Genomic DNA, 21,984 nt, shown 5'->3' on the forward strand with positions numbered 1-21,984 from the left:
AGGCGACTCATAGTGAGCCGGGTTCAGTACAGAAGCCTCAGCGTGTGCGCCGTGCCCAGCACAAGTCCCGCCCCGAGAATCCACAAGGCGGCGACAGCGCAGCTGTGGCTGTTGGAGCGGGGTGGGGATCCGGCCATGCTGGTGGTGCCTTCACCCCCCCGCTTCCGCGCAGTGGCGGCCACGCTGGTGGCGGCCCATCAGCTTGCGGCCGCGCGGGAAGCGGTGGTGAGTGTGGATCGTGGGGCTTTGGAACGCTCATCGTTCTTCGAATGGCTGAAGGGAACTTGGTGGGTGAAGACCTGTTCAGCGTAGGAAGCCGCCGGAGACGGTGCCAGCAACGCGGCGGCCTATGTGGATATCTTCCAGTGGACGGAGGCGAGCTAATCAGCCTGACAGAATGGATCCCGTGACCCGCGCTGAGAAGACCGATGTTCCGGACCTCCTGGTCGACGCCGAGATCGACGACGTTCCCGCGGCGGCGCCCACCCGGCTTCCCGGCACTCCCGGCACTAAGCGGACGCTGGTCTATCTGGGCGTATGCCTGGTCCTGATCGGCCTGAACCTGCGCACGGTCTTCTCCAGTTTCGCCGCTGTGCTCCCCGAGGTAACGTCCGGCGCCGGCCTGCCCGGGTGGGCCGTCGTGGTGCTCACCACCGTTCCTGTCACCCTCCTGGGGGTATTTGCGCCGCTTGCCCCGCCGCTGGCTCGGCGCTTCGGCGCCGAGCGGGTCCTGCTGGGAGCCATGGCTGTGCTCACCGCCGGGCTGCTGCTGCGGCCGTTGGATCTTGGCGGGCTGGTGCCAGGGGCCGGCCACCTACCGGCGCTGCTGACGGGGACTGCCGCCTGCGGCGCGGCCATCGCCCTCTGCAACGTCCTCCTTCCAGGGCTGGTGAAGCGTGACTTCCCGCACCGGCTCGGGCTGATGGGTGGCCTGTACACCACTGCGATCTGTGCCTCGGCCGCTCTCGGCGCCGGCTTTACCTACCCTGTCTTCACGGCAGCGGGGGAATGGACATTGGCGCTGTGGTTCTGGGCGGTTCCGGCCGCCGTCGTACTTCTCCTGTTCCTCCCGGTGGCGCTGCGGCAACGACCCGCCCGGCACCAGGCAGTCAAGGGCGGCGTCAACGTGTGGCGCTCCGCTGTGGCTTGGCAGGTGACAGTTTTTATGGTGCTGCAGGCCATGATGTCGTTCAGCGTCTTTGCGTGGCTGGCGCCGATCCTGCGCGAGCGTGGCGTTGACGGGGCCACCGCGGGGCTCATGGTGTCCGTATCCATCGGGCTGCAGATGCTGGGTTCGCTGTTTGCCCCGGCATTGGCCACAAGGTTCGCAGACCAGCGCGCCATCAACACGGTGGTGGCGCTCATGACAGGCTGCGGATTCGCGCTCAGCATCTTCGGCCCGCTGGAACTCATCTGGGTGTGGACCGGACTGCTCGGGCTGGGACAGGGGAGCCTGACCGCGGTGGCGCTGACCATGATCATGGTCCGGACCCGCGACGGGCACACCGCCGCGCACCTGTCCGGAATGATGCAGGGCGTGGGCTACGGGGTGGGCTCCACCGGGACGCTTATGGTGGGCCAACTGCACCAGGCCACGGGTTCCTTCATGGCCGCCGGGGTGCTCTTTCTGGCGGTGGGATCTCTCGCCGCCCTCTTCGGCTACCGTGCTGGCCGGAACCGATACGTCTGACCCCAACGAGGTAGGGCCCACATCCTCCTAAACGACATCTGCTGCTACTCAGTTGGGTCTGGCTTCCAGCGGACCGGTCCCGTGCCGGCCGAGCCCAAGTTGTCCTCCGGATTCTGGAGCCGGCAAGCCTTCAGGCTCAGGCAGCCGCAGCCGATGCAGCCGTCCAGGTCCCGGCGGAGGTGTTCCAAAGTATCGATGCGGGCATCCAGTTCCGCACGCCAGAGCCGCGAAAGCCGGGACCAGTCGCGCTTGGTGGGCGTACGGGCCTCCGGCAGCGAGTCCAGCGCGGCGCGGATGTCCTTCAGCGGGATTCCCACCCGCTGTGACACCCGGATGAACGCCACCCGCCGGAGCGCGTCCCTGCGGTAGCGCCGCTGGTTGCCGGCGGTGCGCTCGGAGGAGATGAGGCCGTTGCGTTCGTAAAAGTGAAGGGCCGACGGCGCCACCCCACTCCGGTCCGACAACTCGCCGATGCTGAGGGCATGGTGCGCCCCGCCTGCGAGCTGTGGCATGCTTCCCCCTGTTGGGCCAATCGCGTTCCCGGGCCGAGGGTCCAGCGTTTTCCGTAAGCCGGACGTTTCCTTGACCTCAACCTTAGTTGAGGTCCTACGGTGGCGTCCATGACAAACGATCAGGCCGTTACCGTGCGCGAATCCACTCTTCCAGCCACCGACCCCGCAACGGGCATCCTGCACCGGCCGTACCTGTGGGTGACCATCGGTTCGTGTGCGCTCGTGTTCCTGGGGGCCTTTGAATCCCTTGCGGTGACCACCATCATGCCCATCGTCAGCCGTGAACTGGAGGGCGCCGCCCTTTATGCCCTGGCCTTCGCCGGCCCGCTGGCCACAGGGGTGATCGGAATGGTGGCGGCCGGCAACTGGTCGGACCGCCGAGGACCTTCCGTCCCGCTCTATGCGTCGGTGGCACTGTTCGTGGTTGGCCTGCTGATTGCGGGCACGGCAAGCACCATGCCCGCATTGGTGACAGGCCGGCTGGTGCAGGGACTCGGCGGCGGGGCAATGACCGTTGCGCTCTACGTGGTGGTGGCGCGCGTCTACCCTGCGCTGCTGCACCCCAAGATTTTCGCCGCGTTCGCAGCCGCATGGGTGATCCCGTCCCTGGTGGGTCCGTTCGCGGCCGGGATCGTGGCGCAGGTCCTGAGCTGGCACTGGGTGTTCCTGGGCGTGGTGGGCCTGGTGATTCCCGCCCTGGTGATGATTGTGCCGGTGCTCCGCGGGATGGCGCCCGATCCCAGGGCGGCGTCCAGGAGGCAACTCGAAGCCAATGAAACGAAACCAGCCGCCACACCCCCGTGGGCCGTGGGCCGCATGGCCTGGGCCGCGCTCGCGGCCTTGGCCGTCCTGGGCCTGAACCTGTCCGCGGAGGTCAGGCTGTCAGGCATCCCGGCCGCGGGGGCTGTCCTGGCCGTCGCCGCCGTCGTCGTTGCCCTGCTGGCCGTCCGGCCGCTGGTGCCAAAGGGAACGCTGACAGCCCGCCGCGGACTGCCAAGCGTAATTCTCACGCGCGGGCTGGCCTCCGCGGCGTTCTTTGGCGCCGAGGTCTACCTGCCCTACCTCCTGATTGAGCAGTACTCCTTCTCCGCCACCTTCGCGGGCCTGACCCTCACCGGCGGAGCGCTGGCCTGGGCGGGTGGCTCGGCGATCCAGGGCAGGCTCGGCACCCGGCTGGCCCACAGCGTTGCCGTGCGGATCGGCTCGGTGCTGGTGCTGGCCGCCATCGTGCTGGCCCTGGCCACCACGGCACTCAACTGGTCTGCCGCCGTCGCGATTGCAGGCTGGATCTTCGCCGGCGGCGGCATGGGGCTGTTGTATCCGCGGCTGAGCGTGATGACGCTGGCGCTCTCCAGCAAGGACAACGAAGGCTTCAACAGCTCCGCCATGTCCATTTCGGATTCGCTCGGCGGCGCGCTGGCGCTCGCCACCACGGGCATCGTTTTCACCGCATTTACGACGACGGCGGAATCGTTCGCCGGGGTCTTCGCCCTGGCGGCAGTGGTCGCCGTCGCCACGGTCGCCGTGGCGCCCCGGGTCTCGGCACCGCACCTGGCCTCAGCATCCCGCCGCACCGACTGACCCCGGAGTTTGTGTGGAGAGATAATGCGGCCAAACGCGCACCGAAGTCGCGTTATCTGCACAAAAACTCGGTGGAAAGGTCAGTAGTCCGGACGGGGCAGGACGTTGAAGTAGAGGTGCGTAACGCCGTCGCCCTCGATGACCCGGGTCCTCTCCAGTTTTACCGGGGCAGAACCCAGATGGTCGAAGAAACGGATCCCTGACCCCAGCAGCCACGGCGCCAGGTTCACCCGGACCTCCGCCAGCAGGCCGGCGTCGATCGCCTGCCGGATGATGTCCGGCCCGGCGAGCCCCACGTCCTTGTCCCCTGCCAGCCGGCTGGCGGCCTCAACAGCCTCCTGGAAGCCGCTGGTGACAAAGGTGTAGGGGACGCCGTCCCGCGGCCAGCCGTCCGGGACCGAGTGGCTGAGCACCACGATGGGGCAGCTGATGGGGTGCTGTCCGTCCCAGCCTTGGGTTATGTCGAAGATGCGCCTGCCCACGAGGAGAGCGCCCGCGCTCATGGTGCGCTGAAGGTGCTCCGCGCTGGCCTGGGAGACGTGCCACGTCATGTCCGGCCTGGCGGTGGGGACCTCCACCGTGCCGTTGCTGTACCAGTCGAACAGACCGCCCACGCTGTCATCCGGCAAGGCAATGAACCCGTCCAGTGACATGGTCATTTCTGCGACAAGCCTGGCCATCGGTATGTCCTTCCTGGGGTGGCGGTTCCGGGTCTCTGCCGGGTCAGGGCAGCCTGGTTGCCCGAAGGACGGTGTCGGCGATGACTGCCTCCTGGCCGTCCGGACCCGTGGCCAGCCGGTCGCGGGTGGTGAGGACTTCGACTTGCCATTGCGGCGAGTCCAGTTCCAGTTCCTCGACCAGTTGTGCCGGGGTGTAGAACATCTCCGGCGAGGTGTGGGATCCCCACGGCGGCAACCGGTCCGGGTGGTGGCCCACGATCAGCAGCGTGCCGCCGTGCTTGACGGCAGCAGCCGCCGTCCGCAGCGGGCCCTGCCATGCAAGGGAGGGCGAATGCAGGAACTGGGAGGACACCAGATCGAACGTTCCCGCCGGCTGCCATTCCGCAAGGTCACACTGTTGCCAGTGGATGCGGCTGGGGATGGCGCCCTCACCCGCGTGCACGCTCTCCCGGTCAAGCGCCGCTTTTTCGTGCATGGCCGCACGCTCCAGGGCGACGCCGGAAACGTCGACTGCGGTGACGGTCCAGCCTTGCTGCGCGAGCCAGATGGCGTCGGCCCCTTCGCCGCAACCCAGGTCCAGCGCCTCACGCGGGTGCAGCCCGGCCGCCTCTCGGATCAGCTGGGGATTGGGTTTGCCGCTCCAGATCCGAGGCTTGCTCCGATATTTTTCGTCCCAGGCGGAAGCAGCGCTCTGATCCGATCCTTCCGCCGGGCGGCTACCGCCGTCGTCCGTCAGGTAGTGGGCCTCACCCTGTTGCGTCATGCCTCAAGCGTGCTCCTGGAGGGCACCCGATGGCAACGGCCCTGGTGACCCAACTAGGTCGCATTTAACGTCGTCATTCCTTGTTTTGGCGACATTAAATGCGAGTCAGTTGGAGGGAGGGAGACCCAAGGCACTGGTGTGCGGGGAAGCAAGAAAAGGTCCGGGGGCTTCGGGATGGTAGACTGGTGGAACTTGATGTGCAGTGATGCCCGCCTGGTCCCAGTTTTTCGGGAGTGGGCTTTTTTCATGTGAGAGGCACATCCTGCGTCGATGAACGCGTTCCATTTGGTCCCGACTGCCGTCTTTGCACGATTGGCAGCAGCCCGGTTGATCACCTGACTTTTCTTCGGCGAACCCCTGAGCCAACCGGCATCGGGGCCGATATCCGCACGGATACCGCCTGAAAGACTTTGAAACACATGACTACTTTTGCTGCCCTCGGCACGCCCAAAGCGCTTGCCGACACCCTCACCGCCCAGGGAATCGTAGAACCGTTCCCCATCCAGGTGAAGACCCTCCCTGACACGCTGTCCGGACGCGACGTCCTGGGCCGCGGCCGCACCGGCTCCGGCAAGACCATCGCCTTCGCCATCCCGCTTGTAGCACGACTCGCTGAGCGGGAAGCCAAGCACTTCCGCAAGCCCGGCCGCCCCATGGGGCTTGTCCTTGCACCCACCCGTGAGCTGGCCACCCAGATCAACGCCACCATCGAGCCGATGGCCAAGGCCATGGGCCTGACCACCACCGTGATCTACGGCGGTATCTCCCAGGCCCGCCAGGAAAAGGCCCTGCGTGCCGGCGTCGACATCGTCATCGCCTGCCCGGGCCGCCTGGAGGACCTGATCCGCCAGCGCATCCTCACCCTCGAGGCCGTGGAGATCACTGTCCTGGACGAGGCCGACCACATGGCTGACCTCGGCTTCCTTCCGGTTGTGAAGAAGCTGATGGACATGACCCCCAGCCAGGGCCAGCGCCTCCTGTTCTCCGCAACGCTGGACAACGGCGTGGACAAGATCGTCCAGCGCTACCTGTCCAACCCGCTGACCCACTCCGTGGACGATCCGCAGGCCGCGGTAACCACCATGGAGCACCACGTGCTGGTGGTCAACGACCAGACCGTCAAGAAGCAGCTGATCGTTGAGCTCGCCTCCGGCGCCGGACGCCGCCTTCTCTTCATGCGCACCAAGCACCACGCCCGCAAGCTGGCCAAGACCCTGACCGACGCCGGGATCCCCGCCGTTGATCTGCACGGCAACCTCTCGCAGAACGCCCGTGACCGCAACCTGGCCGAGTTCTCCTCCGGTGACGTCCGCGTCCTGGTGGCCACCGACGTCGCAGCACGCGGAGTCCACGTGGACGACGTCGAACTGGTGATCCACGTTGACCCGCCCACAGAGCACAAGGCATACCTGCACCGCTCAGGCCGTACGGCCCGCGCGGGTTCGGACGGCACAGTGGTGACGCTGACCCTTCCGGAGCAGCAGTCTGACGTCAAGAAGCTCATGAAGGCTGCCGGCGTCGAGGTCAACTTCGAGCGCGTCACCGCCAACTCGCCGCTGGTCGCTGAACTGGTGGGCGAAATGGCCGACAAGATCGATCCGCGCACCCGTGCGGCTCTGCTCGCCGCCAAGGCAGCACAGCAGGGCGGCGGCACCTCCACCGGCGCCAACGCTGAGCGCAAGCGCGCTCGCCGCCAGGCTGCACCCTCCGCGGGTGGCCGTGGCGGACGTGGCGGACGTGGACGGGTGGCTGCTGAAGCTCCCCGCACCGACCTGCCCCGCGCCGAGCGCCGGGCCGTGGCCTACGAAGGTCAGGCCGCAGCCCGTAACGCCGCAGACCGCGTCGTTGAGCAGAATGAGGACCGCGCCCAGGCAGCGGCAGCAGCACGGCGCAACTCCCGCGGCCGCAACACTGCTTACAGCACGCACCGCAACGACGTTCCCGCGGCAGGTGGCCGGTCATCGGCTGGCCGCGGTTCTGACGGACGCGCAGCCGAAGGCCGTGGCGATGTCCGCGGTGCAACCCGCAGCGGAGCACCTCGTGGCGGTACCGGTGCTCCCCGCGCCGGTGCTCCCCGCGCCGGTGCAACCGGCGCCGGTGCAACCGGCGGCCAGCGCGGCGGACGTCCGGCAACCGGCCAGCGCGCCGGGGCCGCAGCAAGCACAGGCAACGCAGGCAACAAGGCCGTATGGTCCTCCAACACCGGCGGGACCTCCGGTGGTTCTTACGCTGGCAACGGCAACGGCCGTTCCGGCGAAGGCCGTCCGGCCCGCAGCGGTCCCCGCCGTGCGTCGGCTCCCGCCTCAAACGAACGCCGCGGCCGCTAAGGTCCCTTAAAACACCATCGAGTGCTCCGTAAGCGCCGTTTAGAAGGTTCATAACGGCACTTATGGAGCACTCGATGGTGTTTAACCAGGGTCACCAGCCGCGGGCGCGCCACTCCTCAAGGTGCGGGCGTTCCGTGCCAAGGGTGGTGGGTTTGCCGTGGCCCGGGTGCACCACAGTATTGTCCGGGTACACGTCGAACAACCGCTCGGCCACATCCGTGATCAGCTGGTTGAGGCGTTCGGGATCCTTCTGGGTGTTGCCCACGCCGCCGGGGAAAAGTGAGTCACCGGAGAAGATGTGGGCCGGCCCGGCCGGGTCCTGGTAGACAAAGGCAACGGACCCAGGGGTGTGCCCGCGCAGGTGCACTGCTGTCACGGCGAACCCGTCGAAGTTCCCGACGTCCCCGTGGTCCAGCAGCACATCCACCTTCACGGGAAGCCCGGGGGCGTCAGCAGCGCCCGCTGCAGTCCGCGCGCCGGTGGCTTCCACCAGTCCAGGCAGTGCCCGGACATGGTCCCAATGCTGGTGCGTGGTGGCGATCAGCTCCAGCCGGGGCGTTCCCGGGGAATCCGCGTCGGCGTCCGCGAGCAACTCCTGGATGGCCGGAAGGTCATCCGCGGCGTCGATCAACAGCTGGGCGCCCGAGTCTTTGGCCGTCAGCAGATACACGTTGTTGTCCATCTCGCTGACGGAGATCCGGCGGATGGTGATGTCCCGTAACGAGTGAATGAGCGTGTCCATGCGGACCAGTTTATTCACGGCCTTCGGACACCCAGTTGAGGTCCGCGGAGCGGGAGCCGACGACGGCGTCCGCCGCCTGGTCCAGGGCGTCCAGTTGCGCCGGGGTCAGGTCCAGGGCCAGGGCGCCCAGGTTTTCATCGATCCGGTGCGTCCTGCGCGTCCCGGGGATGGGGACTACCGCAAGGCCCAGGCGCTTGCCCTGCGCCAGCAGCCAGGCCAGTGCCACCTGGGCAGGCGTGGCTTCCAGCACCGTGGCCACCAGCTGGACCGCGGCCACCACAGCCTGGTTGGCATCCGCGGCGTCTTCGGCGAAACGCGGGATCCGCCGGCGGAAGTCGTTCTCACCCAGCTGTGAGGCGTCGACAGTCCCGGTGAGGAATCCCCGGCCCAGCGGTGAATACGGGACAAAACCCACTCCGAGCTCGGCCGCGGCAGGAACAACGTGGCGTTCCACGTCGCGGCTCCAGATGGACCATTCGCTCTGGACCGCGGCGATGGGGTGCACGGCGTGCGCCTGGGCCAGCTCCTGAGCCGTCACTTCGGACAGGCCTAGATGCTTGACCTTGCCCTCCTTTACAAGCCCCGCCATGGCCTCCACGGTTTCCACAATCGGAACGCGGAGGTCACGGCGGTGCATGTAGTAGAGGTCAATGGCGTCCGTGTCCAGGCGCTTCAGGCTGGCGTCCACGGCCTCCCTGACGTAGGCGGCGTCCCCCCGGACGTCCGTGTAGCCGTTGTGGGGATTTCCCACCAGGGAGAACTTGGTGGCCAGCTGCACCTCGCCCCGGCGCTCCTTCAGCAGCCGCGAAATGAGTTCTTCATTGCTGCCCCCGCCGTAGATGTCCGCGGTGTCGATGAAGGTGACGCCGGAATCCACGGCATGGTGCAGGGTTCTCAGTGCCTCGCCAGGGTCAACGTCCCCGTAGACGGGTGTGAGGGCCATCCCGCCAAATCCCAGTGGGCTGACCTTGAGGCCGTCGCCGAGCTCTACCGATGCTGCAGTCATAATGCGCTCCGTTCGCTGTGAAGTGGTGTCCCAGCCAGGAACCCCGATGTCGGCCAGGGTATTCCTGGCGGCGTCCACAGTCATCCTAGGACGGGCCCCTTAGGACCAGCTGATGATCCGATCCGCCGAAGCCCTCGTCTTTTCGATCAGCTCTGCGTTGGCCTGGTCCGAGCCGGCCGCCCATTCTTCCGCCGCAGGCCGCTCCATGCCAAAGAACACATGCCTGTCCACCAGCCGCTCAAGCCGAAGCGCCGGTGGTGTGTCCACGAACCACACCTCGTCGAGCTGTGCGCGGACCTTCTTCCACGGAGGCGAATCCGCCAACAGGTAGTTCCCTTCGGTGATGACCAGCGGAACGGATGCCGGAACAGCGATGGACGCTGCCACCGGCTCGTCCAAGGTGCGCCGGAATTCCGGTGCGTACACCACTTCCTCGTCCCGCCGGGCCAGCCGCTGCAGCAGCGACAAGTAGCCGCCGACGTCGAACGTGTCTATGGCGCCTTTCCGCTGCCTCAGCGGCGTGCCGTCGATGATGGCGTTGCCAAGGTGGAACCCGTCCATTGGCACCACCACCGCCAGTTCGGCGCCTAGCTGATGCTGGATCCAGGCCGCGAAGGTCGACTTCCCGGAGCCGGGAGCGCCCGCGAGTCCCAACAGGGTCCGCCCGCCCCCGGCCATTTTGCGGCGCAACGCGTCCATTGCCTGATTTATCTCGGGGGAGTCCATGCCAAAATCCTAGTCCGGCCGCCTGGCCGGTAAGGCCTTGAGTCCAGCAGCGCAGCCCACAATGCCGGCGATGAAGAGAACCTTGAGCAGGCTAAAGGGTTCGACGCCGGTGGCCATCGCCCAGCCGACTGTCAGGGCTGCGCCGATCCCCACCCAGACGGCGTAGGCGGTGCCCAGCGGGATACTTTTCACGGCAAACCCCAGACCCACCAGGCTCAGCGTGGCAGTAACGGCGAAGACTGCGGTGGGGAGAGGCAGGGCGAAGCCGTCAGACAGTCCCAGAGCTGTGGCCCACACGGCCTCAAGCACCGCGGAAGCGAGCAGGATCGGCCAGGCCGCAGCGGACGTGGACAGCATCACGCCACCACTTTCAGGCCGACCACGCACGCGGCGATGCCGGTCAGCAGCAGCAGCCGCGCCGCCGTCGGCCTTTCCGCCCTGGTGATGATCGCGTAGGCGGAGGTAAGCACCACGCCGACGCCCACCCACACCGCGTAGGCAGTTCCCGTGGGGATGGCCTGCATGGCAATTGCCAGGCCTCCGGTGCTGGCAATGACGGAAACCAGGAAGATCAGCGCGGGCAACAGGCGTCGGCGGCCGGAAGCCTGGAACGTCCGGTGCAGCGCCGCCGCCCAGACGGCTTCCAGCGCGCCGGAGAGAAGGAGGATTAACCACGACATGACAGATCCTTTGGCCAGTCTTGTCGCGTGCCGGGTACTGAACCGTCGTCCGGAGGTTCGCTGCGGAGCCTTGTTTCCAGCGTAGCAACGGCCGACGGCGGGGGCCAACGATGGTGGTTTACCTCACCGGAGGGGGAGGGGGAGGGGGAGGGCTACAGGGCGCCGCCGGCAGCGTCCGGCGCGCCGGAGTCGCGGCCGCCGTTGCCGATGGTTTCACGGGCGATGAAATTCTCGATGTCGAACAGGTTGTCTGCGCGTTCGGCGATGTTCAGCAGGGTGGTCATGGCGGCCACTTCCTCCACCTGCTCCTTGAGGAACCACAGCATGAACTGCTCGCCCAAGGCATCGTCCTCGGCCCGGGCCGCCCGGAAGAGTGCCTCGATGTTGCCCGTGACTTCCTTCTCCTGCTTCAGGGCAAGGGCCAGCGGCTCGGTGACGGAGGAGAAGTCGTTGCGCACGTCGGGAACGCCCGGGATGGTGAAGGGAATGTTCCGGTCCAGCATGTACTGCACCATCATCATGGCGTGATTCCGTTCCTCCACGGACTGCCGGTAAAAGTAGCGGGCCAGCTGCGGAAGGTCCTGGTTGGCGAACCACGTTGCCACCGCAATGTACTGCTGCGAGGCCGCGAACTCGTTGCCGATCTGGGTGGACAGAAGCGAATTAAATGGTGTGGTCATAGCCCGAGTCTAGGGACGGTGTCCGTAGCTGACCAGTGTGGGCAGGCTGGGATTACCAAGGTGAGGCTGGCCTCCCTGCGGCTCAGCCGGCCACACGGTCGATCGAGACGACGGCCAGGAAACCGCGGCCCAGGATTTCAGGGGACTGCGTGTCTGAACCGACGACGGCGTCGTAGCGGCTGAATGCCTGCTGTTCACCTGCGAGGGCCGGCGGTTCGCCGCCTTCGGGTTCCTCCGCGGCGCCAGGGCTGACGGTGGCCTGTCCCTGGAGCAAAATGCCGATCTGGCCTGCAAAGACGGGGTGGGCCCGTTTCTTGGAGAGCTCGATGATGGACGTGTAGCCCTTGAACGCGTCAGCCCGGGTGATGACGTTGAGGTTCCGGACATCGCCCGTGGGCAGGGCGCCATGCGTGCTGGCGTCGCCCGAGAACCTGAAGGGCCGGTACTTTTCCAGGGGGTGCTCGGCTCCGTCCACAGTCAGCAGCAGGAGTTCGCCGTCGACCACTGTCAGCACGCGCTCCATGCCGGGGAAGGTTGAAAAGTCTCCGGCCTTGGTGAGTTCCGCGATGCTGACCCGCCAGTCCCAGGCGCCGTCTTGCGCCGAGGCGGCCTTGGGATGGCTGGCGAGCTCCCGGGTCACCCCGCCGCCGTTGCGCCACGGTTCGGACTTGAGTTCTGCATAGCGGATGATCTCCATCCGTCCAGCCTAGCCTTCAGCAAGTTCTGCGCGGAGCGGGTGTGCAGCTTGCCGGGGCGGCGCCGTGAGAACGGATGTCAGCCAAGGGGCGAGACGCGGATGAGGTTTCCGTCGGGGTCAGCGACAACGAAAGTGCGGCCGAACACGTCGTCATGGAGCTCCTCTACCACGGTGACCCCCTTTGCGGACCACTCGGCGTAGCGGTCATCCACGCCAGATTGGGCACCCGGAAGCATGAGGCCCACCTCGCAGGTGCGCGGCAGATCAGGCGTCACCTGTTCGGCACGCCCGCTCCAGAGCGCGAAGAGGATTCCTGGCGCGATCTCGAACGGAACATAGCGGGGAGTGATGGTCTGCGGCTGCATATCGAACAGGTCGCTGTAAAAGGCCACGGACCGCTCGACGTCGGTCACGTAGATCAGGAACAGGTTAGGTGAAGTCATGGTGGCAATTTCCCCTTCGGCTGGTATTGGTGACACCACGATGACAGCAATACCTGACGTAACTTGTCAGGTATTGGGACACACTTGAAAAGTGAAACCGCACAGACTGTTCTCGATGATGCTGCTTCTGCAGTCCCGCCCCCAGGTCTCGACGGCCGAACTGGCGCATGAGTTGGGGGTGTCCGTCCGTACAGTCCTGCGCGACGTAGCCTGGCTTGAGGATGCAGGAGCTCCGATTTACGTCCGTCGAGGACGGTACGGGGGGATCTCGATCCTGCCAGGAGCCCAGCTGGATACGTCACGGCTGTCGCCTGAAGAGGTGGATCGCCTCAGAATGGGTGGCCTCGACCAAACCCAGCTCACAGAACTCGGTCTTGTCGGGACCGACCTCACAGCCCAGCGGAAACTACGTGCCCGGGCCAAGCCGCCCGGTGATGACCTGATCGCCGTCTCCAAAATCGTGGTTGTCGACAACCGGGCCTGGTTCAGCGCCGATCCCTCCGGTGTCTCCCCGGGTGAGCTCATCGGCGACCTGCGGCGCGGGCGCCGGCTGCGCATCAGGTATCGACGGAGTGCCGAGCCGGACGCCACCTGGCGGACAGTGGATCCCTATGGGCTGCTGTCCAGAGCCGGCCGATGGTATTTGGTCGCCGATTCGGCCGGAAAGCCCGGACTGTTCCCCCTTGAGCGGCTTGAGGCTTGGGAGGCCGGAGCTGGGGCCAGACGCCTGCGCAGGGGCGAGACCCTCGAATCCGTTGCTCAGGAACTGAGTGTGAAATTGGAACGCGAAGCAGTATTCGAGGTCCGTGCGCGGCTCCGTGCAGACCGTCTTGACCTTGCCAGGCGCATTCTCGGCCGCCGCCTGACGGAGGTCAGCTCCCTGGATCCGGAGTATGTCCAGATCACTGTTGCCTATGACCAGCTCCAGGGCATCCGGCAACTACTGCAGTTCGGCGAACACCTGACCCTGACCCATCCTCCGGAAGCCACCAGGGCAATGCGGGAGATCGTGGACGCCATGGCGTCGATTTACTCGCCGCGCTCTTGAGCGGGCAGGCGTCACATCGGCGCCTGAGCCGGTTCCCTGCTAGTCTCAGCTCGCGGGGGAGATCGTGAAGACTGCCTGAAGGAGCCGGGAATGTTCGTCAAAGTCTGTGGTCTGAGTACGCCCGAATCCGTCCGTGAGGCTGTAGACGCCGGGGCGGACGCCGTCGGCTTTGTGCTGACAGCCAGCCCGCGGGTGGTCTCCCCCTCGCAGGTTAAGGTGCTTCTGGCCGGTGTGCCGGCGGGGGTGGCCGCCGTCGGCGTTTTCCGGCATGAACCTGTCGCCGATGCCATTGCCATCGCCCGTTCCGCCGGACTTGAGTGGGTTCAACTCCACGGGGACCTCACCCCGGAAGACGTCACAACAGTGCACGACGCCGGCATGAAGCTGATCAGGGCGGTCACCATGGCAGCCACTGCGGACGCGTTCGCCGACTGGGGCGAGGAACTCCTGTTGATCGACGCCGCCGTGCCCGGGTCCGGAGAGGCCTGGGACTACGCCTCCATGGTGGACGTGACGGCGCTCCAGGACCGCGAGTGGCTGCTGGCCGGCGGACTGGATCCGGACACCGTGGCGCACGCCACCGCAGCCTCAGGCGCGTGGGGCGTGGACGTCTCCTCCGGGGTGGAAGTCTCCCGCGGGGTCAAGGACCTGGAGAAGATCCGCGCTTTCGTGAAGGCAGCGAAGGGCTAAACACGCTGCTGACACGTTCGGCTGACTCACTCAGGGACCAATCAGGGCAGACCCATAGGTTTTTGTCAGACCCCGCAAGGCACAATGGACAGATGAAGACTCTGCTCAACATCATCTGGCTGGTTTTCGGCGGACTGTGGCTTGCCCTGGGCTATTTCCTGGCCGGCATCATCTGCTGCTTGCTCATCATCACCATTCCGTGGGGCATCGCGTCGTTCCGTATTGCCGCGTACACGCTCTGGCCGTTCGGGCGCATGGTCGTCGATAAGCCCGGCGGAACGGGCATCTTCTCGCTGCTGGGGAATGTGATCTGGCTGCTGGTTGCCGGAATCTGGATTGCGATCGGCCACGTGGTCACGGCCGTTGCCATGGCCATCACCATCATCGGCATCCCGCTGGCCATCGCCAACCTGAAGCTCATCCCGGTATCACTGATGCCGCTCGGCAAACAGATCGTTCCCACCAGCACGCCGTTCGTCAGGAGCTACCACTAGCCAGGGGCGTCCCTGGGACCCAGTCCACTGGACCTAGTCCTGCGGCTGTTTTTCCGGAGGCTGCCCGCCGACACCCTCCACCAGCCCCTGGGCTTCCAGCTCCTCGGTCCGCAGGGCACGGAGCACACAGAACTCGTTGCCGTCGGGGTCGGCCATCACCACCCACGTCACGTCGTCGCCCTGGCCGACTGAGACGCGGGCGGCGCCCAAGGCTTCGAGCCGCTGCACTTCCACGGCCTGGTCTTCAGGGCGCAGGTCCAGGTGCAGCCTGTTCTTGAGCTCCTTGCGCTCGGGGACTTTCACGAACAGCAAGTCCGGCGAGACGCCGTCTTCGGGGCTGCCCGCCGGCGGCTCAAGGACGATTTCGTCTTCAGCCTCGTACGTCCGGCGCCATCCCAGGGCCTTTTCCCAGAAGTCGGCGGGTACTTTGGGGTCGGTGGAGTCGACGCTCACGGCTTGGATGCGCAAGTTCATCCGAGCAGTCTTCCACTGCCCGCACCGGTCGTAAAGGCCTGCGGGCTGGCGGTGCCTTTCAGGCAAGTTCGCCCTGGAGGTTCCGGCGGGCTGCGTCCAGCCACAGCTCCCGCGCGCGCCCGCTGTGGAACAGCGGGTCCAGTTCCAGCAGGTGGCGCACGACGGCGGCGCGTCCGGCCGCGAAGTCGGCGTCGCCGATGTGCGCATAGTCTTCCCGGACGGCGGCCACATACCGGGCATAGCTCTCCGGTTCGCCGCCGAGGATGGACAGGTCCGCATCGCAGAGGAGGGCGCCGTCGTCGTCCCCTGGCTCCGGACGGTGGTCCGACGTCAGGCGGACCAGGCGGGCCACCTCTTCGATTTCAGCGTCGGGCAGGCCCGCGTCGGACAGGCGGTCCTCCGCGAGCCGGGCGGATTCCTCTTCATCCTGGCCTGCGACGCCGCGGTAGACGGCATCGTGGAACCAGGCCGCGAGCCGCACCGTGTGCGGTGGTTCGCCAGGGTCGCTGAGCAGGTCCAGGGCCTCCAGTACGGCCAACAGGTGGGTGCGTCCGTGGTACTTGCGGTGCTCCTCGCTCCAGCGGTCCAGCAGATCCAGGAAGAGCGCATCATGGCCTGGCATGATGGTGTTCCAGCGGTGCAGGAGCGGCACCTTCAATGACTTGTTCCGCTCACGTGCCGGGATCCGCAGCCCGCTGGCCATGAGCTTGCGCACCAGGATTCTGGCCTCCACGGGGATGGCGCCCGCGGCCACAAGGTCGTCGAACCGGCGCTCCGGAATGTCGTAGTGGTCACAGTCGAAGGCCCGCTCCGGGATCCCGGCCTCGGCGGCGAAGGCATGGAGTTCCTCTAGCGAGCTGTCCGAGACCAGATGCGAGAAGTGCGTTCCGTGCGCAGGCCAGAGCGGCGGATCAAGGTAGAGGGCCATGCAGGCAGTCTAGTGCGGGCGGCTGCGAGCCGTCCCCGGGCGAAAGAAGCGGCGGCCGGCCTCCCCCAAGGTGACCGGCCGCCGGGTTTGTGGAACAGCCGGGTTGTGCGGCCCTAGCCGGCAGCCAGCTCGGCTGCCCGGGACGCTGCCTGCTTCCGGATCTCGGTCACCTTGGTGATTTCCGGCTCCAGCTGCTGCATACGGGTGGTCAGGTACTTGTCCAGCAGGGCGTCCAGCTGGCCGTGGAAGCCGACCTGCTCCCGGCACGTTGCATCTGTTACGGCGATCTTGAACTCGTTCAATCCGCCAGCCTCCACACCTGCACCCACGGCGTCCGCCGGGCTGCGGAAGTTGGCGTACGGCGAAGAAGACATGCAGTCCTTCCAGGAGTCGATGGCTTTCTGGAACCCGGAATCGGACATCGCCGCGCCCGCCGCGGAGTTGAGAGAATTCATGGCTACGCCGGTGGCAAGGATGTAGTTCTCCATGCTGCCGTAGATCGTCTTGGCAGCTTCCCCGCGGCATCCCTGGCCCGATGTGCCCATGCCGGTGCCGTTGTGCAGCACCATGTCGTCCTCCGGCCGCGCTCCAGATAGGGCGGCCACAAAGGCGGGATCGGCGAAGAGCGCAGCTTCAGTGGACCCCTCCGCCGGTTCGCCCGGCCCGGACGGCTGAAGGGAGGCGTACCCGCTCGCCTTCGCGGTGGCCACGTCCAGGCGCTTGAAGCCGATGTTGTCGTTGAAATCGACTGTGTGGAAGTCCGGGGCAGGGAGGTAGTCGTAGCCCGCCGCCGCCATGCACTTCCTGATGGCCGTATGCCTGCCCGCTTCTGCGGCTGCGTCCGGGCTGGCATACGCCTCGGCCTGCGCCGTAATTCCGCTGATGGGCGTTCCTGATGCCGTGATGGTGCCGCCCGGTACGGTTGAGGCCGCGAGGGCCGCCGTTGCCCCGACTGCAAGCATGGCGAGTCCGATGAGTCTCTTTTTCATGATGTCCCCCAATAGTTGGTGATGTGATGGTGTGGTGAGCCTTATCCAGGGCCGGGCGCGGCCTTGGCGATAGTGGCTTCAGTTGCCGAGCAGCCCGTTTTCGTAGGCGTAGGCCACCAGTTGGATCCGGTTGCGGAGCTTGAGTTTGGCCAGGATGCTGCCCACATGCGATTTCACCGTGGCCTCGCTCAGCACCAGGCCCGCGGCGATTTCGGCGTTGCCCTGCCCGGCGGCCGCAAGCAGGAATACGTCCTTTTCCCGCCCGGAGAGCGCATCCAGGGCTGCCGTAATGCCGGCCGCAGGAGTGGTGTAGTCGCGGAGCAGCTGGTTGGTGGCATGCGGGGCCATCACGGCATGCCCGGAATGGACCGTCCTGATGGCCGCCAGCAGGAATTCCGGCGTTGCATCCTTGGTCAGGAATCCTGCCGCACCGGCCTGGATGGCCCGGACCACCGCCTCGTCGTGCTGGATGGTGGTGAGAACAATGACCTTCGGCGGCGCACCGGGGCCGGAGGATATGGTATCGGTGGCCGTGATCCCGTCCATCACCGGCATCCTGATGTCCATCAGCATGATGTCAGGCCCGACGGCGGCCGCCAGTTCCACGGCGGCGGCACCATTGTGCGCCTCACCTACAAAGTCCAGGTCGGGCTGGCTGCGCAGGATCATCTTGAGGCCGGCACTGAACAGGGGTTGGTCGTCCACCAGCGCAATCCGGATGGCTGGGGCTGAGGTGTCTGGTTGGTCGGTGTCTGGTTGGTCGGTGTCTGGTTGGTCGGTGAAAGGGGTGTTCATGGCAGGAGTGCCTCCACATCGAATCGGTTCCCGGTGGTGCGGGCACTGAGCGAGCCGCCCACCGCCGTCGCGCGTTCCTTCATTCCGGGGATGCCCCTGCCGGTGCCGGCGCTGGAAGCAGCGTCCGCGGCTGCGCCATCATCGGACAGCTCTGAACTGACGCGGATAGTGAGCCCATCTGGGCCGGGCACCACCGAGACGGCGGCACCGCTGGACCTGTTCCCGTGCCGGAAGGCGTTGGTCAGGCTTTCCTGGACCAGGCGGTAGGCCGTGAGTTCCTGCAGCGGCGTTACTCCAGGCGGCATGGCCGGAGCATCCAGCGTGACGGTCATGCCGCTTGCCGTGAATTGGCTGGCCAAGGAGTCCAGTTGCTCAAGGGAAGGCGCCGGGGCCGTTTCCGTGGGGGAGACGTTTTCCAGCATGTGGCGGGTTTCGAGCAAAGCGGTCCGTGCAGCGGAAGCGATGATCAGGGCAGCCCCCTCCACGGCCTCGGGCTCGCTGCGGTGGATGTAGCGGATTCCTTCGGCCTGGGCTGTGATGACGGTGAGCGAGTGCGCCAGGACATCGTGGAGTTCGCGGGCGATCCGGTTGCGTTCCTGCTCCACGGCGAGGTCAGTTGCGGCCTGCTGCAGGTCCGACTCCGCTTTGAGCTGTGCCCGCCGGCTGCTGGAAACGTTGTTGACCGCGAGCGCCGCTGCCCAGGCTGCGAGGTTGAACGCCGCGAAAGCCCCGAAGACCAGGAAGACGTAGGTGCCGGTGCGGAGGGCGCCCCGGCCGTACAGCTGGGTGCCAAAAACGAAGTTGACCCAGGTGGCGTCGCCGAACCAGTTGACCGTGATGAGCCCGGCCGAAGCCACGGCAAACACCGGCAGCAACCAACGGTGCCGGCCCCGGTAACCCAGGCTGGCGAACAGGATGGCCAGCGGAACTGCCACGTAGCTGAGGACCCCGGACACCATGACCACGGGAAGGACTTTAAGGCTCTGAAGCAGCAGGACTTCGGCCGCAAATGCCAGTGCCCCCACTGGGATCAGACGGGCTACGGCCACGGAGGACAGCAGCGCAAACAGTAGGGCACTGTCCCGGTTGAAACCGCGTTGCTCAAGCACCAGGAGGGCCAGCAGCACTGCCAGCGAAGTGGCAGGCGCTGCGGCCTCGCGGGCTGGCCTGCGGAAACGGTTCAGGAGGGGGAACATGCTTCCACCCTAAGCGGGCCGTTTGCCCCCAGCAGCGCGCATCCCGGCAGTTCAACACCAAGGATGACGAAGTTCAACCGGAGTGATGAGTGCCCGGCGGTCAGGAGCCTGCCGGCAGGATGTTCTGGTTGCCGCGGAAGATGTTCTGCGGATCGAAGTCGCGCTTGACCCTGGCCAGCCGAGCGTAGTTCCCATTGCCAAAGGCGGCCCGGATGCGGTCCTGCCCCTCGTTGCCGATGAAGTTCAGCCACACCCCGCCGTTGGCGTAAGGGGCGATCTTGGCTCGGAAGTCCTTCACCCAGGCCTTGGCCCGTTCACCTTCTTCGGCGGTGGGGGAGATGCCGTAGGGGTGGCTCACCCAGGCAGCGTTTCGGTTGATCAGCGGAGTGGCCGCACCCAGGTTCCCTCCTACGGCGCCACCCCAGCGCGCGATGAGCTGCTGGGAGGTGGCATCGGGAAGGTTGCGGGCCGATTCCACAAAGAGGTCGAGTGCTTCATCAGGCAAGTCGTCGTGGTAGTCGGCGCTCCAGTAGTTGTAGTGGTCCGGCGGGTCATCGAGGGAGCACTGGAAATCGGCATAGTTGGTGTCTCCCACCAGATCCACGGCAGGCCCGAGCTCACGGAATGGCCTGGCGTGTTCGGAGCCTTCCTCAGGATCGCCCGCGTAGAGGTACGCCATGGCAACGGCCATCCTGCCCACCATCCGCTCCGGGATAAGGGGCTCCGGCCACGCGGTCAGGTACAGGAGGGCCAGGCCCACACCGTCGGGTGCGGCAAGGGCAAGATCCCTGAACGCGGGAGTAATATCCGCGGCCGCTTCACCGGGCCACAGCATGAGCCCGGCATGGACCACTGGACCAAGCCGGTGTGCCTGAAAAGTTAGCGACGTGGCAACGCCGAAGTTTCCGCCGCCGCCATGAAGCGCCCAGAAGAGTTCGCGGTTTTCCGTGGCACTTGCGGTGACGCGGTCGCCGTCGGCCGTCACCAGGTTCACCGAAACCAGACTGTCGCACGCGAACCCGTAGGAACGCTCCAGCCAGCCGGACCCGCCGCCCAGCGTGAAACCTGCCACTCCCGTGGTGGAGGCCCGGCCACCCGTCACAGCCAGGGCATGCTCCTGCGTTGCACGGTCGAATTCGCCCCAGGTCAGGCCGGCGCCGGCGGTGACGACACCCGATTCCGGGTCCACCTGAATGGACTTCATCGGGCGGACGTCGATCACCAGGCCGCCGTCATTCATGGACATTCCGGCCACAGAATGCCCGCCGGCCCGGACGGCTATCGCGAGCGAGTTGTCCCTTCCGTATCTGAGGGCCTCGGCCACCTCGGCGTCGTTGGAACACTGGGCGATGACGGCCGGACGCCGGTCAATCATGGCGTTGAAGACCTTGCGGGCCGGGTCATAGTCGGGGCTGTCAGGGTTGATCCACTTCATCACAACGCTCCTCAGCGAGTGCGGCCCCTCCCCAAGGAAAGCCTAGGACCCAGGCTGCTGCGGCACCATAGATAATCCTTGCGGGGCAAATTCGGATTCGCGGCGCTGAGGGACTTCTTCTGTTCGGATCGCGGAAGAAATCACAGCTACGGGACGCAAATGCGGACTAGAATGACGAAATGCCCACTATCCGCGTTTCCGAGGCGGCCCGCTTCCTCGGCGTCAGTGACGACACTATCCGGCGCTGGACCGAGAACGGCAGTCTGACCCCGGTCAAGGACGACGCCGGGCGGCTGGCTGTGGATGGACTGGAGCTGGCCAGGCACGCGCAAAAGCTGGCACAGCTTCCCGACGATCCGCACCGGACCGGCAGCTCTGCCCGAAACAGGTTCGTGGGGTTGGTTACCGGCATCACCATGGACACTGTGATGGCCCAGGTGGAGCTGCAGTGCGGACCGTTCCGGGTGGTGTCGCTCATGAGCAGCGAGGCAGTCCGGGAGCTTGGCCTGGAGCTCGGATCCGTTGCCACTGCCGTGGTCAAGGCCACCACCGTAATCATCGAAACGCCGCACGGGAAGGGCGCCCCGTGAGGTCCGCCAGCCGGTTCCTGAGCTTCAAACCCGCGGCCGCAACAGCGGCGATGATCTTGGCAGCCACACTCGCCGGATGCGCGCCAGCCGGACAGGACGGACAGAACGGAACCAACGACGGCGGCACGCCCGGGGCCGGAGGCAGCGTCACCGTTTTCGCCGCGGCCTCGCTCAAGGCCGCCTTCACGGAGCTGGCCGGAGAGTTCGAGGCCCGCAACCCGGGAACCAAAGTCACCCTGAGCTTTGCCGGCTCCGCGGACCTGGTCACACAAGTCAGCCAGGGTGCACCCGCGGACGTTTTTGCCTCCGCGGATACCCGGAACATGGCCAAGCTCCAGGACGAGGGCCTGGTGGAGGGTGAACCCAGGAACTTCGCCTCGAACACGCTCACCATCGTGGTCCCGCCCGGGAACCCGGCGGGAATCACCGGCTTCGGAGACCTGGCCCGGGCTGGAGTCAAGGTGGTTGTCTGTGCCGGCCAGGTGCCCTGTGGCGCCGCCGCACGGACCATCGAGCAGGAATCCGGAACCACGTTGAGCCCTGTCAGCGAGGAATCGTCCGTCACCGATGTCCTGGGCAAGGTCACCTCCAGGGAGGCCGACGCCGGGCTGGTCTACGTCACGGACGCCAGAACCGCCGTCGGCAAGGTTGAGTCTGTTCCGGTCCCCGAGGCAGCGACAGCCGTCAACACCTACCCCATTGCGACCGTGAAAGGTGCCAGGAACAAGCAGGCGGCGGACGCGTTCGTGGACCTGGTCCTGGGCAGCGAGGGCAGGGCTGTGCTGGACAGCGCCGGCTTCGGAGATCCGCTGCCATGA

The 21,984-nt window shown here is 66.3% G+C and carries 26 protein-coding genes and 1 riboswitch; of the genes, 9 read left to right on the forward strand and 17 right to left on the reverse strand.

The genetic code is table 11. The annotated features are described in order from the left end of the window. Positions 1-51: 51 nt before the first annotated feature. A complete protein-coding gene (locus QFZ30_RS00685; protein WP_307072515.1) occupies positions 52-312 on the forward strand; it encodes a hypothetical protein in 261 nt (86 codons plus the stop codon). Positions 313-397: 85 nt separating this feature from the next. Beyond that, positions 398-1,690: an MFS transporter gene (locus QFZ30_RS00690; protein ID WP_373462787.1), complete on the forward strand. Its 1,293-nt coding sequence runs from the start codon at positions 398-400 to the stop codon at positions 1,688-1,690. A gap of 44 nt (positions 1,691-1,734) precedes the next feature. On the opposite strand, the gene soxR is transcribed toward QFZ30_RS00690, so the two are convergent. Then, positions 1,735-2,202, reverse strand: a complete 468-nt coding sequence (gene soxR, locus QFZ30_RS00695) for a redox-sensitive transcriptional activator SoxR (RefSeq protein WP_307072519.1) — start codon at positions 2,200-2,202, stop codon at positions 1,735-1,737. A gap of 108 nt (positions 2,203-2,310) precedes the next feature. Between soxR and QFZ30_RS00700 the strand changes: the two genes are divergently transcribed. Then, positions 2,311-3,783 (forward strand): MFS transporter, encoded by a 1,473-nt coding sequence (locus tag QFZ30_RS00700; RefSeq protein WP_307072521.1) that lies wholly within the window; start codon positions 2,311-2,313, stop codon positions 3,781-3,783. Positions 3,784-3,863: 80 nt separating this feature from the next. On the opposite strand, the gene QFZ30_RS00705 is transcribed toward QFZ30_RS00700, so the two are convergent. Together QFZ30_RS00705 and QFZ30_RS00710 are read right to left on the reverse strand one after the other, a co-directional pair. Next, positions 3,864-4,463: a dihydrofolate reductase family protein gene (locus QFZ30_RS00705; RefSeq protein ID WP_307072523.1), complete on the reverse strand. Its 600-nt coding sequence runs from the start codon at positions 4,461-4,463 to the stop codon at positions 3,864-3,866. A 43-nt stretch (positions 4,464-4,506) separates the two neighbouring features. Further along, the gene (locus QFZ30_RS00710) at positions 4,507-5,226 is read right to left on the reverse strand and encodes a class I SAM-dependent methyltransferase (RefSeq protein WP_307072525.1); all 720 of its coding nucleotides are present in this window, start codon (positions 5,224-5,226) and stop codon (positions 4,507-4,509) included. Positions 5,227-5,645: 419 nt separating this feature from the next. On the opposite strand from QFZ30_RS00710, the gene QFZ30_RS00715 reads away from it, so the two are divergent. Continuing rightward, positions 5,646-7,553 (forward strand): DEAD/DEAH box helicase, encoded by a 1,908-nt coding sequence (locus QFZ30_RS00715; RefSeq protein WP_307072527.1) that lies wholly within the window; start codon positions 5,646-5,648, stop codon positions 7,551-7,553. 91 nt (positions 7,554-7,644) lie between these two features. Here the strand turns inward: QFZ30_RS00715 and QFZ30_RS00720 are convergent, their stop codons facing one another. The 8 genes from QFZ30_RS00720 to QFZ30_RS00755 all read right to left on the reverse strand — a co-directional run bounded on the left by QFZ30_RS00720 (position 7,645) and on the right by QFZ30_RS00755 (position 12,527). Beyond that, positions 7,645-8,295, reverse strand: coding sequence for an MBL fold metallo-hydrolase (locus QFZ30_RS00720; protein WP_307072529.1), 651 nt, complete (start codon positions 8,293-8,295; stop codon positions 7,645-7,647). Positions 8,296-8,305: 10 nt separating this feature from the next. Beyond that, complete coding sequence (locus QFZ30_RS00725; RefSeq protein WP_307072531.1) at positions 8,306-9,301, reverse strand: aldo/keto reductase; 996 nt, start codon at positions 9,299-9,301, stop codon at positions 8,306-8,308. 99 nt (positions 9,302-9,400) lie between these two features. Continuing rightward, positions 9,401-10,027, reverse strand: coding sequence for a nucleoside/nucleotide kinase family protein (locus QFZ30_RS00730; protein ID WP_307072532.1), 627 nt, complete (start codon positions 10,025-10,027; stop codon positions 9,401-9,403). A gap of 9 nt (positions 10,028-10,036) precedes the next feature. Continuing rightward, on the reverse strand, positions 10,037-10,384 hold the full coding sequence (locus QFZ30_RS00735) for a DMT family transporter (RefSeq protein WP_307079955.1): 348 nt from the start codon (positions 10,382-10,384) through the stop codon (positions 10,037-10,039). Next, positions 10,384-10,707, reverse strand: coding sequence for a DMT family transporter (locus tag QFZ30_RS00740; protein ID WP_307072534.1), 324 nt, complete (start codon positions 10,705-10,707; stop codon positions 10,384-10,386). The genes QFZ30_RS00735 and QFZ30_RS00740 overlap by 1 nt, the downstream gene beginning before the upstream one ends. A gap of 9 nt (positions 10,708-10,716) precedes the next feature. Next, a riboswitch (guanidine-III (ykkC-III) riboswitch) is annotated at positions 10,717-10,781 on the reverse strand. Between the two features lie 78 nt (positions 10,782-10,859). Further along, positions 10,860-11,387 (reverse strand): ferritin, encoded by a 528-nt coding sequence (locus QFZ30_RS00745; RefSeq protein ID WP_307072536.1) that lies wholly within the window; start codon positions 11,385-11,387, stop codon positions 10,860-10,862. 82 nt (positions 11,388-11,469) lie between these two features. Continuing rightward, a complete protein-coding gene (locus QFZ30_RS00750) occupies positions 11,470-12,084 on the reverse strand; it encodes a HutD/Ves family protein (RefSeq protein ID WP_307072537.1) in 615 nt (204 codons plus the stop codon). 77 nt (positions 12,085-12,161) lie between these two features. Beyond that, complete coding sequence (locus tag QFZ30_RS00755; RefSeq protein ID WP_307072539.1) at positions 12,162-12,527, reverse strand: VOC family protein; 366 nt, start codon at positions 12,525-12,527, stop codon at positions 12,162-12,164. A gap of 91 nt (positions 12,528-12,618) precedes the next feature. On the opposite strand from QFZ30_RS00755, the gene QFZ30_RS00760 reads away from it, so the two are divergent. The 3 genes from QFZ30_RS00760 (at position 12,619) to QFZ30_RS00770 (ending at position 14,759) form a co-directional block, all read left to right on the forward strand. Next, positions 12,619-13,575 carry a helix-turn-helix transcriptional regulator gene (locus QFZ30_RS00760; protein ID WP_307072541.1) on the forward strand — a complete coding sequence of 319 codons (957 nt, stop codon included), beginning with the start codon at positions 12,619-12,621 and terminating at the stop codon, positions 13,573-13,575. A gap of 90 nt (positions 13,576-13,665) precedes the next feature. Beyond that, positions 13,666-14,265, forward strand: coding sequence for a phosphoribosylanthranilate isomerase (locus QFZ30_RS00765; RefSeq protein ID WP_307072543.1), 600 nt, complete (start codon positions 13,666-13,668; stop codon positions 14,263-14,265). A 92-nt stretch (positions 14,266-14,357) separates the two neighbouring features. Continuing rightward, positions 14,358-14,759, forward strand: a complete 402-nt coding sequence (locus QFZ30_RS00770) for a YccF domain-containing protein (protein ID WP_307072544.1) — start codon at positions 14,358-14,360, stop codon at positions 14,757-14,759. Positions 14,760-14,792: 33 nt separating this feature from the next. On the opposite strand, the gene QFZ30_RS00775 is transcribed toward QFZ30_RS00770, so the two are convergent. The 6 genes from QFZ30_RS00775 to QFZ30_RS00800 form a co-directional block, all read right to left on the reverse strand. Next, positions 14,793-15,233, reverse strand: coding sequence for a VOC family protein (locus QFZ30_RS00775; protein ID WP_307072547.1), 441 nt, complete (start codon positions 15,231-15,233; stop codon positions 14,793-14,795). A 58-nt stretch (positions 15,234-15,291) separates the two neighbouring features. Continuing rightward, positions 15,292-16,161, reverse strand: coding sequence for a DUF4031 domain-containing protein (locus QFZ30_RS00780; protein ID WP_307072549.1), 870 nt, complete (start codon positions 16,159-16,161; stop codon positions 15,292-15,294). 113 nt (positions 16,162-16,274) lie between these two features. Beyond that, positions 16,275-17,150: a hypothetical protein gene (locus QFZ30_RS00785; RefSeq protein ID WP_307072551.1), complete on the reverse strand. Its 876-nt coding sequence runs from the start codon at positions 17,148-17,150 to the stop codon at positions 16,275-16,277. 78 nt (positions 17,151-17,228) lie between these two features. Then, complete coding sequence (locus QFZ30_RS00790; RefSeq protein WP_307072553.1) at positions 17,229-17,945, reverse strand: response regulator; 717 nt, start codon at positions 17,943-17,945, stop codon at positions 17,229-17,231. Then, positions 17,942-19,141, reverse strand: coding sequence for a sensor histidine kinase (locus tag QFZ30_RS00795; protein WP_307072554.1), 1,200 nt, complete (start codon positions 19,139-19,141; stop codon positions 17,942-17,944). Before QFZ30_RS00795 ends, QFZ30_RS00790 begins: the two co-directional genes overlap by 4 nt. Before the next feature lie 100 nt (positions 19,142-19,241). Further along, entirely contained in the window at positions 19,242-20,576 is a 1,335-nt protein-coding gene (locus QFZ30_RS00800; protein WP_307072556.1) for an FAD-binding oxidoreductase, read from the reverse strand. 179 nt (positions 20,577-20,755) lie between these two features. On the opposite strand from QFZ30_RS00800, the gene QFZ30_RS00805 reads away from it, so the two are divergent. Together QFZ30_RS00805 and modA are read left to right on the forward strand one after the other, a co-directional pair. After that, the gene (locus QFZ30_RS00805; RefSeq protein WP_307072558.1) at positions 20,756-21,166 is read left to right on the forward strand and encodes a TOBE domain-containing protein; all 411 of its coding nucleotides are present in this window, start codon (positions 20,756-20,758) and stop codon (positions 21,164-21,166) included. Between the two features lie 50 nt (positions 21,167-21,216). Next, entirely contained in the window at positions 21,217-21,984 is a 768-nt protein-coding gene (gene modA, locus QFZ30_RS00810) for a molybdate ABC transporter substrate-binding protein (protein ID WP_307079958.1), read from the forward strand.

Origin of the sequence: Arthrobacter pascens (assembly GCF_030815585.1) — a bacterium.
Lineage (GTDB): Bacteria > Actinomycetota > Actinomycetes > Actinomycetales > Micrococcaceae > Arthrobacter > Arthrobacter pascens_A.